Annotated in this window: 13 protein-coding genes; 3 read left to right on the top strand and 10 right to left on the bottom strand. The window is 70.3% G+C overall.

The features are described 5' to 3' along the window. Positions 1 to 7 precede the first annotated feature (7 nt). The 8 genes from ACERZO_RS25605 to ACERZO_RS25570 all read right to left on the bottom strand — a co-directional run bounded on the left by ACERZO_RS25605 (position 8) and on the right by ACERZO_RS25570 (position 8,598). Positions 8 to 1,114, bottom strand: a complete 1,107-nt coding sequence (locus ACERZO_RS25605) for a glycosyltransferase (protein ID WP_372667311.1) — start codon at positions 1,112 to 1,114, stop codon at positions 8 to 10. 16 nt (positions 1,115 to 1,130) lie between these two features. Then, the gene (locus ACERZO_RS25600) at positions 1,131 to 2,024 is read right to left on the bottom strand and encodes a glycosyl hydrolase family 18 protein (RefSeq protein ID WP_372667310.1); all 894 of its coding nucleotides are present in this window, start codon (positions 2,022 to 2,024) and stop codon (positions 1,131 to 1,133) included. Positions 2,025 to 2,092: 68 nt separating this feature from the next. Further along, a complete protein-coding gene (locus tag ACERZO_RS25595; RefSeq protein ID WP_372667309.1) occupies positions 2,093 to 3,640 on the bottom strand; it encodes a dipeptide ABC transporter ATP-binding protein in 1,548 nt (515 codons plus the stop codon). Beyond that, positions 3,637 to 4,458: an ABC transporter permease gene (locus ACERZO_RS25590; RefSeq protein ID WP_372667308.1), complete on the bottom strand. Its 822-nt coding sequence runs from the start codon at positions 4,456 to 4,458 to the stop codon at positions 3,637 to 3,639. The genes ACERZO_RS25595 and ACERZO_RS25590 overlap by 4 nt, the downstream gene beginning before the upstream one ends. Further along, on the bottom strand, positions 4,451 to 5,404 hold the full coding sequence (locus tag ACERZO_RS25585) for an ABC transporter permease (RefSeq protein WP_372667307.1): 954 nt from the start codon (positions 5,402 to 5,404) through the stop codon (positions 4,451 to 4,453). Before ACERZO_RS25585 ends, ACERZO_RS25590 begins: the two co-directional genes overlap by 8 nt. Then, positions 5,401 to 7,011: an ABC transporter substrate-binding protein gene (locus tag ACERZO_RS25580; protein ID WP_372667306.1), complete on the bottom strand. Its 1,611-nt coding sequence runs from the start codon at positions 7,009 to 7,011 to the stop codon at positions 5,401 to 5,403. Before ACERZO_RS25580 ends, ACERZO_RS25585 begins: the two co-directional genes overlap by 4 nt. Positions 7,012 to 7,138: 127 nt before the next feature. Further along, a complete protein-coding gene (locus tag ACERZO_RS25575) occupies positions 7,139 to 7,777 on the bottom strand; it encodes an HNH endonuclease family protein (protein WP_372667305.1) in 639 nt (212 codons plus the stop codon). Between the two features lie 140 nt (positions 7,778 to 7,917). Next, positions 7,918 to 8,598 carry a hypothetical protein gene (locus ACERZO_RS25570; RefSeq protein ID WP_372667304.1) on the bottom strand — a complete coding sequence of 227 codons (681 nt, stop codon included), beginning with the start codon at positions 8,596 to 8,598 and terminating at the stop codon, positions 7,918 to 7,920. A 76-nt stretch (positions 8,599 to 8,674) separates the two neighbouring features. On the opposite strand from ACERZO_RS25570, the gene ACERZO_RS25565 reads away from it, so the two are divergent. Beyond that, complete coding sequence (locus ACERZO_RS25565; RefSeq protein ID WP_372667303.1) at positions 8,675 to 9,961, top strand: adenylosuccinate synthase; 1,287 nt, start codon at positions 8,675 to 8,677, stop codon at positions 9,959 to 9,961. Between the two features lie 11 nt (positions 9,962 to 9,972). On the opposite strand, the gene ACERZO_RS25560 is transcribed toward ACERZO_RS25565, so the two are convergent. Further along, complete coding sequence (locus tag ACERZO_RS25560; protein WP_372667302.1) at positions 9,973 to 10,470, bottom strand: OsmC family protein; 498 nt, start codon at positions 10,468 to 10,470, stop codon at positions 9,973 to 9,975. Between the two features lie 116 nt (positions 10,471 to 10,586). On the opposite strand from ACERZO_RS25560, the gene ACERZO_RS25555 reads away from it, so the two are divergent. Next, positions 10,587 to 11,492: a TIGR03564 family F420-dependent LLM class oxidoreductase gene (locus tag ACERZO_RS25555; RefSeq protein WP_372667301.1), complete on the top strand. Its 906-nt coding sequence runs from the start codon at positions 10,587 to 10,589 to the stop codon at positions 11,490 to 11,492. Here ACERZO_RS25555 and ACERZO_RS25550 read toward each other — a convergent pair. Beyond that, on the bottom strand, positions 11,473 to 13,107 hold the full coding sequence (locus ACERZO_RS25550; protein ID WP_372667300.1) for a Na+/H+ antiporter: 1,635 nt from the start codon (positions 13,105 to 13,107) through the stop codon (positions 11,473 to 11,475). The two genes, ACERZO_RS25555 and ACERZO_RS25550, sit on opposite strands and share 20 nt — an antisense overlap. A 149-nt stretch (positions 13,108 to 13,256) precedes the next feature. Here ACERZO_RS25550 and ACERZO_RS25545 point away from each other — a divergent pair, with 149 nt between their 5' ends. Further along, entirely contained in the window at positions 13,257 to 14,522 is a 1,266-nt protein-coding gene (locus tag ACERZO_RS25545; RefSeq protein ID WP_372667299.1) for an MFS transporter, read from the top strand. Positions 14,523 to 14,574: the final 52 nt, after the last annotated feature.

Genomic DNA, 14,574 nt, shown 5'->3' with positions numbered 1-14,574 from the left:
TTCCCACTCACGAGGCCCAGGCGACCACCTCGGCCAGGACCTGCTCGACCGGCGGCATTTCCGCGATCTCGGCCGCGATGCCCCGGGCGATGTCGCGGGGTTTCGGGTCGGTGAGCAGCTCGCGGGCCGCCGCCTCGATCGCCGGAATCCGGACCTCGTCGCCCACCAGGGCCTTCGCCACGCCCAGCGCCGAGAGCGTCTCGGCGTTGGCGAACTGGTCGGCGCCCTGCGGCAGGATCAGCTGCGGCAGTCCCGCCGCCAGCGAGGCGAGCACCGTGCCGGTGCCGCCGTGGTGCACCACCAGCCCCGCGTGCGCCAGCACCGCGGCCTGCGGCACGAACCCAGCCACCCGCACCCGCTCCGGGAGGTCGCCGAGCAAGCTGGGATCGCCGGGGCCGAGCGCGACCAGGACGTCGACGTCGAGCTTCGTCAACGCGCGGATGGCGCCGCGCAGGACGTCGGTCGCGCCGTAGACCACCGTGCCGAGCGTCAGGTAGGCGAAGCCGTCTTCCGGCAGGGGCGGCAGCGGGACGTCGGGGTCGTACGGCGTCGGGCGCATCCGGAACACCTTCGGGACGGCCGCGGTGCCCGGGTCGCGGACGCTGTCCGGCCAGACGTCGACGCAGGCGTCGCCGAAGAGTGCGTCCGAGGGGAGCGTGCCCCAGAGCGGCCGCAGCCGTTCGGTGGCGACGGCCAGGAGCTCCGGCGGCATCGACCGCCCGATCACGACGGCGACAGCGGGGATCCCGGCGCGGCGGGCCGCGATCCCGGCGCCGACGTCGCTCATCTCGTAGACGACCAGGTCGGGACGGAGTTCGGGGAGCAGCGGCGTCAGCTCTTCGAGCAGCGACTGCGGCAGCAGCTCGGCGAACATCGTGATGCCGACGTCCATGAACCCGGCGTCCTCGCCGTGCCGCTTCTTGGCTTCGGCCTCCGCCTCGCCGATGCCGATCCCGGCGCGGTGGACGTCGAACCCGAGGTCACGCACCTTGGGCACGAACGCCTCACCGGTGCCGAAGACGACGTCGTGGCCGGCCGCTTTCGCCGCGTTCGCCAGCGGTAGCAAGGGGAACAGGTGGCCGTAGGCCGGGCGGCACGTGAAGAGGATGCGCACCACCCGAGCGTACTGCTCAGCCCTTGACGACCGGAGCGATTTGCTGCGCCCACTGCTGCGGCGCCGACGTCCCGCCGGGCAGGGAGTTGAAGTACTCCCAGCCGTCGATGCCGCCGAAGTCCGCGTACTTGCCCTTGAGGCTCCGCACGGTCGACTGGAGGGTCGACATGTCCACGTATCCACTGCAGTTGGCGGGGTTGGTGACGGTCCCGGCGACGACCTTGCTCGCGGGCACGACGCCGCGGCGGATGATGTTGTCGTAGCCGGAGGTACTGCTCAGGGAGCCCCAGCCGCAGTAGAACTGCGCGTTGAACCAGGAGATCTGCGCGCCGCGGTCGCGGTAGAGGGTGTCGTAGCTGAGGCCGGAGAGCCCGCCGCCGCCGCTGAGTTCGGTGGCGACCGGGGCGAGGGTGATCAGGAACGAACTGCCGAAGTCCGCGCGCAGGGCGTCGATCACCTTGTTGAGGGCGGCGTTCGACATGTGCTCTTCGATGTCCAGGTCGATGCCGGAGAGGGAGTAGGTGCGGATGAGGTTCCGCAGCACCGGGTAGTAGGTGTCGAACTGGGTTTCGAGCCGCTGGAAGCTGCCCGCGGCGGCCCCGCCGACGAAGGCGAGGACGTGCACGCCCTGGCCGCGCAGGGTGGCGAGGTCCTGCCACATCCGCGTGAACTTGGCGGCGTTGGGCGGATCGTCGTTGAGGTGGACGACGCTGTTGGCGTCGAGGTGGATGGCCCCGACGATGACGTCCGTGGCCCCGGCGTCGCGCAGCGGGAGCGGCGAGACGTAGGTGGAGCCGTTGTAGATGGTCTGGTAGTAGACGACAACCCTGCGCCCGGCGGCGGCCGAAGCCGGCACCGCACCCGAAATCATCAGCACCAAGGCCACGAAGGCCACGCCGATCCTCCGCATGGTCCAGACCATACGTCGCTCGGTGCAGTGGGAAAAGCACTCACCGTCGATCCTGTCCGGTTTCTGTCTCAGCCGACCTCCTGGACCGACCGCCCGGGAATCGCGGCCAGCAGCTCCTTCGTGTACTCCGCCCGGGGCTCCTCCAAAACCTGCGCCACCGGTCCCAGCTCCACCAGCTTGCCCTCCCGCATCACCCCCACCTGGTCCGCCAGCTGCCGCACCACCGCCAAGTCATGCGAGATGAACAGGTACGACAACCCCAGCGACGACTGCAACTCCGCCAGCAACGCCAAGATCTGCGCCTGCACCGAAACATCCAACGCCGACACCGGTTCGTCGCACACCACGAGATCCGGCCGCAACGCCAGCGCACGGGCGATCGCCACCCGCTGGCGCTGGCCACCCGACAGCTCCGCCGGCTTGCGGCGCGCCACCGACGCCGGCAGCGCCACCTGGTCGAGCAGCTCCGGCACCCGGTTGCGCGGCAGCTTGAACGCCCGCAGCGGCTCCGCCACCACGTCCTCGACCGAAAACTTCGGGTTCAGCGACGCGTACGGGTTCTGGTACACGATTTGCATCCGCCGCCGCAGCCGGCGCAGCTCCTCGCCCGACAAACCAGTGATGTCCTGGCCGTCGAACGACACCGATCCGGACGACGGCGTCTCCAACCGCAGCAGCAGCCGGGCCGTCGTCGACTTGCCCGAGCCCGACTCGCCCACCAACGCCAGCGTCTGGCCGCGGGGGATGTCGAACGAGACCCCGTCGACGGCGCGGATCCCGTCGAACGACTTCGCGAGGTCCCGCACGGACACGAGCGGCGAGGCCACCGGTACGGGCGGACGCAGCGTGCTCGACAAGCTCGGCGCCGCCGCGATCAGCTGCCGCGTGTACGGGTGCGTCGGCGCGCTCACCACCGACGAACCCTCCTCGACCACCGACCCCTGCGACAGCACCACGATCCGCGACGCCCGATCCGCCGCGACGCCGAGGTCGTGCGTGATCAGCAGGATCGCCGTCCCCGACTCGGCGGCCAGCGACGTCAGGTGGTCGAGGATGCGCCGCTGGACCGTGACGTCCAGCGCCGACGTCGGCTCGTCCGCGATGATCAGCTTCGGCCGCCCGGCCAGCGCCGACGCGATCAGCACCCGCTGGCGCAACCCGCCCGACAACTGGTGCGGGTACTGCCGCGCTCGCAGCTCCGGCGAGGGGACACCCGCGCGCTCCAGCAAGGAAATCGCTTCCAGGGACGCCGACCGCCGGTCCGCGAGGCCGTGGATCTTCAGGACCTCCGCGACCTGGTCGCCGATCCGGTGCACCGGGTTCAGCGACACCGCCGGGTCCTGCGGGACCAGCGCGATCTCGCGCCCGCGCACCGAACGCCACTGCCGGGACGACAGCTTGAGCAGGTCCCGGCCGTCGAAGGTGATCGAGCCGCCGTCGACGCGGCCGCCGCGCGGGAGCAGGCCGATCGCCGCGTGCGCGGTCGTCGACTTGCCCGAACCCGATTCGCCGACGACGGCGACCACTTCGCCCGCGCCGACGTCGAACCCGACGTCACGGACGGCCGGCACCCCCTGGTACGACACGGCCAGGTCCGAAATCCGCAGCAGGCTCATCGGTCTCCTCCGTCCAGCGCGCGGGACAGCCGGTTCGCGGCGAGCACCACCGCCGCGACCGTCAGCCCCGGGAACGTCGTCATCCACCACGCGGTGGCCAGGAAGCTGCGCCCGCCCGCGACGAGCGAGCCCCACTCCGGCGTCGGCGGCGTCGCGCCGAAGCCGAGGAAGCTCAGCGCCGACACCTCGAGCACCGCCGTGCCGAGGGTCAAGGTCGCCAGCGCGAGCACCGGGCCCGCCGCGTTCGGCAGGACGTGCCGCAGCAGCACACCCGACCAGCGCACTCCGGAGGCCCGTGCCGCTTCGACGAACACGCCGTTTCGCACGCGAAGCACCTCCGCGCGCATAACTCGCGCGAAGGACGCCAGGTTCGCGATTCCGACGGCGATCGCGACGTTCGTCGTGCCGAAGCCCAGCGCCGTGACCAGGGCCAGCGACAGCAGGATCGGCGGGATGGCGAGGAAGACGTCGACGACCCGCATGATCACCGTGTCCGCCCAGCCACCGCGGAAGCCGGCGAGCAGGCCGAGCGCCGAGCCCGCGACGAGCGCCACGAGCACGGCGATCGCGGTCGCCCGCAGCGAGAGCGACGCGCCGTGGATCACGCGCGCGTAGACGTCACGGCCGGTCTCGTCGGTGCCGAACAAGTGCTGCAGCGATGGCCCTTGCAGCCGTTCGACCGGGACGCCGGTGATCGGGTCGTAGCCGGTCAGCAGCCCCGGCACGAAGGCTGCGAGCAGCACGAACGCCAGTACGGCGATCGCGAGCACGAGACCCGGGCGGCGCACCACGCGAGCCGGGGCGGCGAGGTCAACCACGTGCCACCTCCGGCGTCCGGGCGATGCGTGGGTCGAGCAGCGGGTACAGCAGGTCGACGACCAGGTTGAGCACGACGAACACCAGCGCGGCCAGCACGATCACCGCCTGCACGACCGGGACGTCCTGCGCGGTGACGGCGGCCGCGGTGATCCGGCCGACGCCGTCGCGCGAGAACACCGTCTCGGTGATCACCGACCCCGCGACGAGGTTGCCCGCCACCACACCGGCAATGGTCAGCGTCGGCACGGCGGCGTTGCGCAGCAGGTGTCCGAAGTGGACGCGCCAGCGGCTCGCGCCCTTGGCCGCGGCGATCTCCGCGTACGGCTCCTCCTGCTGCGTCGCCAGGCTCTTGGCCAGCACCTGCCCGATGATCGCGCCGGTCGGCAGGGCCAGGGTGATCGCGGGCAGGATGATCGTCTCGAAGCCCTGCGTGCCGAGCGCCGGCAGCAGCCGCAGGCGGAACGAGAAGAACTGGATCAGCAGCAGCCCGACCCAGAACGGCGGCAGCGAGATCGCCAGCGACGGCAGGGAAAGCAAAGCCTGCCGCAGCCAGCGGAACCGCGTGAACGTGCCGAGGAACGCCGACCCGCCGCCGAACAGCACCGCGAACACGAGCGCCAGCCCGGTCACGGCGAGCGTCGGCGGCAACGCCGTGACGACCATGTGCGACGCGTCGTCGCCGGTCGCGATGCTGCGCCCGAAGTCGCCGTGCAGGGCCGAGACCAGCCGTTTCAGGTACTGGACCGGCAACGGCGAGTCGAGGCCGTACTCCGCGCGGGCGGCGGCGAGCTGCTCGGGCGTCGCCGACGAACCCGCCTCGCCGGTGGCGAGCTTCGCCGAAACGGCGTCACCCGGCAGCAGGTAGAGGATCAGGAACGACAGCGTGAACGCCGCCCACAGCACGAACACCGCCTGCCCGACGCGGCGGAGGAGGTAACGCCTCACGACAGCCACGCGTCGAACAGCTGCAGCCGTGACGACGCTTCGAAGTCGACGGCGTGCGCCTTCGAGCCGAGCGCGACGACCTGGGTCAGCTCGAACACCGGCACCGCGTAGGCGTGGTCGATGATGAGCTTCTGCGCCTCGTCGGCGGACGGCTTGCGCTTGGCGTTGTCCACAGTGGACGACTGCGCGTCGAGTGCGACGTCGAGCGGGTTGCCCGGCGTCAGCTTGCTGCGGTTGCCGGCCTTGGTGGAGAACTGGCCGCGCAGGATGTCCGGGTCGGCGCGGGTGACGTTGTACCAGAGGAAGTCGTAGTTGCCGGCCAGCTGGATCTGCGTGGTCTCGGCCGTCGTGTGCTGCTCGATCCGCAGGTCGAAGCCGATCTTGCGGAGCTGCTGCTGGATCAGCTCCAGCACGCTGCGGTTCTGGTTGAACACCGGTGAGAACACGACGGACGCGCTCAGTTTCTGGCCGTTCTTGACCCGGATCCCGTCGGGGCCGGGCGCCCAGCCGTCGCCGTCCAGCAGCGCGGCCGCGCCCTTCTGGTCGTACGCGAGCTGCTGCGAGAGATCGCTGACCAGCGGCGTCGCCGAGCCGAGGATGCTCGTGGCGGCCTTGTAGCTCGGCGTCAGCACGGTGTTCACGACTTCGGCGCGGTCGACACCCTTGAGCACGGCCTGGCGCACCTTTTCGTCGGTGAGCACGCCGCGGGTGGTGTTGGCGTGCAGGTTGAACACGACGCCGGGGTTCGGCCGAATGTTCTCGCTGAAGCCGTTGCCCTTGAACTGCGGCTCGTCGACCGGCTGGATGTCGGTGGCGGCGTCGAGCTGGCCGGAGGCGAGGCTGCCGGTGCGGACGCCGGGCTCGGGCACGATCTTGTAGTCGATCTTGTCGAGGTAGGCCTCGCCCTGGTGCTTGAACAGCGACGAACCCCAGGCGTAACCCTTGCGCTTGGCCAGGACGATCTCCTGGTTCTGCTTCAGGCTCTCGAAAACGAACGGCCCGGAGCCGATCAGGCCGGCGCCCTGGCAGCGCTGCTCCGGCGTCTTCCGGAACGCCGCGGGCGCGAGGACGCCGAGCGAGACCGTCGAGCTGGCCTGCAGGAACTGGGCGCTGGGCGCGGAGAACTCGAGGCGCACGGTCTGCGGGTCGACGACTGCCGACGCCTTGTACGCGGCGAGGTAGCCGTAGCCGAGCTGGGCCTTGGTGCCGAGGGCCTTGATGCCGTCGAAGCTGGTCTTGACCGCGGCGGCGTCGACCGGGCTGCCGTCGGAGAAGGTCGCGCCGGAGCGCAGGTGGAAGGTGAACGCCGTCGAATCGGCGTTGCTCTCCCACTTTTCGGCGAGCCACGGCTTGATCTCGCCGGTCTTCGGGTCCTGGTCGGTGAGCGAATCGACGAGCTGGCGCGCGACGTTGATCGACGCGTTCGTGGCGACCTGCTGCGGGTCGATGCAGTCGGGCGCGGACGAGATGCCCAGGCGCAGCGTGCCACCGGCCTTCGGCGGGCCGGCGTCGGCGGCTTGTTCGGTGCCCGCGGCGGAGCAGGCGGTCAGCAGCACGGGCAGGGCGAGCAGGGCCGCGGCGTTGCGGGCGCGGAAGAGTGGGGACACCGGACGGCCTCCAGCGGGGAGCGGTTGCGTCTTCAACCAGCGACGCTAACCACGCACTGAAGGCCGTCCCACCAGGCGAACCGCGATCTCAAACTCTGACACCGCGACGATTCGGCCTTGACAGCTTTCAGCAGCGGCCGAGCATGTCCGTCAACGCGGACTTCTCCGCGGTGTTGATCGTCAGCTTGAACTTGTACTTCACCGCGACCCACATCTTCGCGTAGGTGCACCAGTAGCTCGTGAGCGGCGGCTTCCACTGGTCGGGCGACTTGTCGCCCTTCTCCTGGTTGACGTTGTCCGTCACGGCGATCAGCTGCGGGTCGGACAGGTCGTTCGCGTACGCCTGGCGCTGCGCGGTCGTCCACGACGACGCGCCGGTGCGCCACGCGTCGGCCAGCGGCACGACGTGGTCGATGTCCACATCGGACGCCGCGGTCCAGGTCTCGCCGTCGTACGGGCTCTTCCAGGTGCCGGAGGTCGCCGCGCAGGCGGAGTCGGTGACCACGTTCGTGCCGTCCCGCTTGAGCACCACTTCGCGGGTGTTGCAGCTGTTGCCCTGGTCGATCCAGTGCGGGAACTTGTCCCGGCTGTAGCCGGTCTGCGAACCGTCGGCCTTGACGGTCAGGGACGCGAGCTCGCTCTTCGCCGTGGTCGCCGACGGGATGCCCGGCGGGGTGGCCTCGGCGACGCTGACCAGCGTCCCGGAGAGCACGGCGGTGGCCGCGAGAATGGTGAACGAATGACGAACAGCACGCCTGGTTGGCATTTTGCTGCCTCCGGTTCAGGTGTGGGGACAGCTAACCCTGATACACCGGAGTGGCGAGTGCAACACGTATAGGTGACATGTTGCTGCCCGTTGGTGAACGCTGCGTTGCCGACAGCTCACTCAACCGTGAAACTAGCAGGTCAGGCCGGTCCGCGGACCAGCCGAAGGTCTTGGGTGTGCCGGTACCAGGTCCACTTGGTCACCGCGCGCTCGTGGACCACGTCGTCGCTGACGGGCCGCGTCGGGATGCACCCGATCTGGAACGCGCGCGCGTAGAACGTCGTCGGCCGCTTGAAGATGGTCCCCTTCACGACGCGGATCGCCAGGCCGGGCCCGCCCGGGTCCGGCGTCACCTCCACCGAGGACGCGGGCCCGCGCAGCGCCACCTGCTCGTCGGCGTAGGCCACCCCGCGGACCAGCCGCAGCTCGCCGCGCCCGACGAGCACGCCACCGACGTCGTCGCGGATCAGCGGCACCGGGTCGACCTCGCCGCGCAGCGCGAGCGCGACGGCCTGCAGCGGCGTCTTCGGCAGCCCCCAGAGCGCGGCGACCGACGAGTCCGGCGACGACGGCACGTACCCGACCGACACGCCGGAAAGCGCGTCCTTCCGCAGCAGGCGCAGCACGACCGCGGCGAGGTCCGCGTCCGTGCCCGACACGACCAGGTGATCGTGTTCGCCCAGCAAGGGGTCGATTTCCGCCTTGCCGGGACGGCTGGGCACCCGGACGGATTCGACGTCGTCGACTTCTTCGAAGCCGGCCGCGCCGTCGCCACAGGCCACCACGATTCCGCGCACCCGCAGGTCCTCCGTTACAGTCATGCACCGGCATTTCCTCAGCGCCACCGGTGTCCGTCCGGGACACTAAACCTCAGTCGTCGAACACCTGGAGTGTCACATGCCGGCCATCGTGCTCATCGGTGCCCAATGGGGAGACGAAGGCAAGGGCAAGGCCACCGACCTGATGGGTGACCGCGTCCAGTGGGTCGTCCGCTACCAGGGTGGCAACAACGCCGGTCACACGGTCGTCCTGCCGAACGGCGAGAACTTCGCCCTGCACCTCATCCCTTCGGGCATCCTGACGCCGGGCGTGACGAACGTCATCGGCAACGGCGTGGTGGTCGACCCGGGTGTGCTGCTCGACGAGCTCTCCGGCCTCGAAGCGCGGGACGTCGACACGTCCAAGCTGCTGATCTCGGCCGACGCGCACTTGATCATGCCGTACCACGTGGCCATCGACAAAGTCACCGAGCGGTACCTCGGCAGCCGCAAGATCGGCACCACCGGCCGCGGCATCGGCCCGTGCTACCAGGACAAGATCGCCCGCGTCGGCGTCCGCGTGCAGGACCTGCTCGACGAGAAGATCTTCCGCCAGAAGGTCGAAGCCGCGCTGGAGTTCAAGAACCAGGTGCTCGTGAAGGTCTACAACCGCAAGGCGCTCGACGCGAACGAGGTCGCCGACGAGGTACTGGCGGCCGGCGAGAAGTTCGCGCACCGCATCGCGGACACGCGGCTGCAGCTCAACCAGGCCCTCGAGCGCGGCGAAACGGTGCTGCTGGAGGGGTCGCAGGGCACGCTGCTCGACGTCGACCACGGCACGTACCCGTTCGTGACGTCGTCGAACCCGACGTCCGGCGGCGCGAGCGCGGGGTCGGGCATCGGCCCGGGCCGGATCACGACGGTCCTCGGCATCCTCAAGGCGTACACGACCCGCGTCGGCTCGGGCCCGTTCCCGACCGAGCTGCACGACGAGTCGGGCGAGTACCTGCGCAAGCAGGGCGGCGAATTCGGCGTGACGACGGGCCGCTCGCGCCGCACGGGCTGGTTCGACGCGGTGATCGCGCGCTACGCGGTGCGCGTCAACGGCATCACCGACTACTTCCTCACGAAGCTGGACGTGCTGTCCGGGCTGGAGAAGGTCCCGGTGTGCGTCGGGTACGAGGTCGACGGCTTCCGCACGCCGGACATGCCGATGACCCAGACCGACGTGCACCACGCGATCCCGATCTACGAAGAGCACCCGGGCTGGTTCGAGGACATCTCGGCGTGCCGCACGTTCGAGGAGCTCCCGGCGAACGCGCGCGCGTACGTCGAGCGCCTGGAAGAGCTGTCGGGTGCCCGGATTTCGGCGATCGGCGTGGGCCCGGGCCGGGACCAGACGATCGTCCGGCACACGTTTGTATAAGACGCTGTCGTCTAAGTCAGCTTGGTGCTGACCGGCGTCTCGTTGCGGAAGAGGTCGAGCACCGGGCAGTGCTCGTCGACCTCGCGCTTGAGGTCTTCGTAGCGCTCCCGGCTCGCGGGGCCTTCGAGCTCGACGGACACGCGCACGTCCCCGAAGCCGGGGCGGGTGTTGAAGGAGAAGCCGAAGAAGCCGTGCAGGTCGAGGTCGCCGTCGACGGTGACCTTGACGGAGTCGAGCGGAATGCCGCGCTTGGCTGCCCAGAACTGATAGGTGATGACCTGGCAGGAGCCGAGCGCGGCGAGGGCGTATTCGACGGGGTTGGCGGCCTGGTCGGTGCCCCCGAGCGCGGGCGGCTCGTCGACGGTGAAGCTGTGGTCCCGGACGTTGACGTGGACTTCGGTCTTGGTACCGGTCTTGAGGGTGTTGGAGACGGAGAAGGAGACGGCGGCGTTGTGCGGGTCAGCGTCGACGGCCTTGCGGGTGCCTTCGATGACGTCGGTCAGCGACATGGGTGCTCCTCGGTGATCGGTGATCACCACAGGGTGGGCGAATCTCGCGGGAGGCGCGCGGGTTCTCAATTCCTGGGAAGCCGGAAAGCGGTGGCGGGCCTCGCTAGCTTGGGTTCATGACCATCGGAGTCACGCTTCCCGCCGGCGACACCGGCGCCGCGCCCAACCTCGTCGACGAGCTGCTCGCCCAGGCCCGGCAAGCCGCCGAGGCCGGCCTGAAGTCCGTCTGGTTCTCGCAGCTGCCCCTCAGCCAGGACGCCATTGCCGTCGCCGCGCTGGCCGGGCGGGAAAACCCCGGTCTCGAGGTCGGTACCTCCGTCGTCCCGACCTACCCCCGGCATCCGCTGCTCGTCGCCAGTGCCGCGCAGACCGCGCAAGCCGCCGCCCACGGGAACTTCACCCTCGGCATCGGGCTCGGCTCGAGAGGCTTCCTCGGGCCCGTCTACGGCCTCGGCTACCCGCCGCCCATCCGGCACCTCCGCGAGTACCTCACTGTCCTGAAGCAGGTCTTCGCCGGGGAAGCCGTCGACTTCGAGGGCGAGACGGTCACGGCGAAACCCCTGGGACCGTCCACTGTGGCCGGAGGCGGCGATATCCCGATCATCGTCGCCGCCATGGGGCCGCAGGCGCTGAAAGTCACCGCCGAGCTCGCCGACGGCACCCTGCCCTTCCTCGCCGGTCCGAGAGCGCTTTCCGAACAGATCGTGCCGGCCATGGCCGGCAAGCGGATCATCGCCGCCGTTCCCGCCATCGTCACCGATGAACCCGACGAAGTCCGGGCGAAAGCCGTCGAACAGATGTCCTTCTACGGCCAGATTCCCTCCTACCGGCGGATCCTCGACGTCGAAGGCGTCGACCACGCGGCCGACCTCGCCATCATCGGCGACGAAAAAACCGTCGTAGCAGGCCTCCAGCGCTACTACGACGCCGGCGTCACCGATGTCCTCGTCTCCCAGACCGGCATCCGGTCGAGCACCGAACGCCGGCGGACCTGGGAGGTCATCAGCTCAATCGGTTCGTGAGGGTCGCCGTCACGGACATTTCCTCGAGGTCCAGTTCGCGCAACACCTTCTGCAGGACGTCGTCGTCGAGGCGGCCGGCCCGGTTCTCCTCGATCATCGCCTTGCGCTGGATGATCAGCAGCTCCTTGCGGGCCTTCGCGAACTGGGCCTGCGGGGTGCCGGGACGGTCCTCGCCCGACAGCTTGATCGTGGCTTCGGCGAACCGGTAGCGCGTGTCCACCAGCCGTTGCAGCCGGTCCTTGAGCTGCTGGACCTTTTCGGGCGGCAGGTCCAGCGACGCCAGCCGCTCGCGGCTGATCTCGCGCAGCCGGTCGTGCGCCGCCTTCTTCGCGACCTCTCGCGCGGCCAGCTCCTCCGCCTCGTCGCGTGACGCTTCCGACGGGTCCTGCACCTTCAGCACCCGGATCAACGGCGGCAGCGTCAGCCCCTGGATCAGCACCGTCCCGATCGCCACCACGTACGCGAACAGCTGGATCTCCTCGCGTCCCGGCGTTCCGGCGGGGACACCGGCCGCCGCGGCCAGCGTGACGACGCCGCGCATGCCCGTCCACGACAGCACCGCCAGCGACCGCCACGACGGGGCTTCGCGCCCGCGGCCGAACAGCCGCATCGCGCGCGGCAGGTACGCGAAGACGAACACCGCCGGGATCCGCACCGCCATCGTCACGAGCAGCACGACCACCGCGACGAGCACGAGCGTCCCGTTGTCGCGGGCCGCGTGCTGGGCGCCGTCGAGCACGAACGGCAGCTGCAGCCCCATCAGCGCGAACACCAGCGCCTCCAGCAGGACGTCGATGGACGCCCACACCGATCTGTCCTGCATGCGCGTCGCCGGGGACGCGTACAGCGAGCGCGCCCCCAGGTAGAGGCCGGCCGCGACGACCGCCAGGACGCCGGACCCGCTGAACTCCGCCCCGAACGGGTGCAGGTGCTCCGCGGTGACGTACGCGCCGAACGGCACGATGATCCCGAACGCCGACTCCATCAGCGGGTCGTCGAGCAGGCGCCGCACCAGCACGACGGCCGCGCCGATCGCCAGGCCGACCGCGATGCCGAGCACCGTCGCCACGCCGAACACCGCGAACCCGTGCCCCGCCGAGCCCGCCGTGCCCGCGACCGCGGCGAGCGCGACCTTGTAGAGCGTCAGCGCGGCGGCGTCGTTCACCAGGCTTTCCCCGGTCAGCACGGTCATCAGCCGCCGCGGCAGGCCGAGCTTGCGCCCGATCGCCACCGCCGTCACCGCGTCCGGCGGCGCCACCACCGCGCCGAGGACCAGCGCCGACGCGAACGGCACGTCCGGCAGCAGCAGGTGCACGACGAAGGCGACGACCACCGCGGTCACCGCGACCAGCACCACGCCGAGCGCCACGATCGGCCGCAGGCTGTTCTTGAAGTGCGACAGCGAGCTTTCCAGTGACGTCGAATAGAGCAGCGGCGGCAGCACGACGGTGAGCACCAGCTCGGGTTCCAGCTCGAACCGCGGGACGCCCGGGATCAGCGCGACCCCGAGCGCGACGACCACCACGAGCAGCGGCGCCGACAGGTTGTAGCGCCGCGCGAGCGCGGTCAGGGCGAGTGAGCCCGCGAGCACGCCCATCAGCGTCAGGATTTCCACTCGCGTGATCTTCCCGCAGGTAGCAGGCCCGCGCTTGGCTTCCGCCCAGTGGAAGTGAGCTGGTTTGTGTCGTACCCCCGGTGCATACTTGTGCGCAATCCGCACACCTGTGCGGATCACGTGCACCGACGCACATCCGGAGGTTCCCCATGTCCCCTGGCACCCGCTCCTGGGTCGTGCCCCTGGCCTGGACCGCCGTCCTGCTCGACGGGTTCGACCTGGTCGTGCTCGGCACCGTGCTGCCCGTGCTGCTGCGCGACCACGTCTGGGGCCTGACGCCCGCCGTGGCGTCGGTCGTCTCGACGGTCGGGCTGGCCGGGATGATGCTCGGCGGGCTGGCCATCGGCACCATCACCGACGTCATCGGCCGCCGGAAGTCGCTGATCATCTCCGTGGCGCTGTTCTCGCTGTGCACGCTGCTGTGCGCGTTCGCGCCCTCGACGTTCGTCTTCGGGCTGCTGCGGTTCGTCGCCGGCCTGGGCCTCGGCGGCTGCCTGCCGACGGCCATCACGCTCGTCACCGAGTACGCGCGCCAAGGCAAGTCCGGCAGCGCGACGACCACGGTGATGACCGGCTACCACGTCGGCGCGGTGCTGACGGCGCTGCTGGGCATCGTGCTGATCTCGCCGCTCGGCTGGCGCGCGATGTTCGTCGCCGGGGCGCTCCCCGCCGTCGTGCTGATCCCGCTGATGCTGAAGTTCCTGCCGGAGTCCGAGTTGTTCCAGCGGGTCCGCGAGACCGAGCGGTCGGCCGGGCACGCCGTCGCCGGCCTGTTCCGCGGCGGCCTGCTGCGCGCGACGATCGCGTTCTGGGTGACGTCGTTCATGGGGCTGCTGCTGGTGTACGGGCTGAACACCTGGCTGCCGGAGATCATGCGCCAGGCCGGTTACCCGCTGGGCGCGGCGCTGAGCCTGCTGCTGACGCTGAACGTCGGCGGCATCGTCGGGCTGCTCGTCGCGGGGCGCGTGGCCGACCGCGTCGGCATCCGGCCGTCGGCGATCGTGTGGTTCTGCGCGGGCGCGGTGTTCTTGGCTTTGCTGAGCGTGAAGCTGCCCGCCGTCGGGCTGTACGCGGCGGTGTTCCTGACCGGCTGCTTCGTGTTCAGCGCGCAGGTGCTGGTGTACGCGTACATCGGCCGGATCTACCCGGACGCGATCCGCGCGACCGGCCTCGGCTGGTCGGCCGGCATCGGCCGCATCGGCGCGATCTCCGGCCCGCTCCTCGGCGGCGCGCTGCTGACGGCCGGAATCGCGTACCCGTGGGGCTTCTACGCGTTCGCGGGCGTCGGCGCCCTGGGAGCGGCGGCCGTGACGGTGGTCCGCCCCGGCCGCCGCTCCCCGGCGACGACGAGCGAGCCGGACGTCGAACCCGCCCCGGTCGCGGAATCTCGTACTCGCGATCCCCTAAGGCCGTGAGGGCCTCCTTCACGGCGTCGCAGCTCGTGGCGCCGCGCCCTTGACGGATGCT

It is taken from the genome of Amycolatopsis kentuckyensis (genome assembly GCF_041679295.1).
In the GTDB taxonomy this organism is placed as follows: Bacteria; Actinomycetota; Actinomycetes; order Mycobacteriales; family Pseudonocardiaceae; genus Amycolatopsis; species Amycolatopsis kentuckyensis_A.
This window is presented reverse-complemented; position numbering and strand designations above follow the sequence as displayed.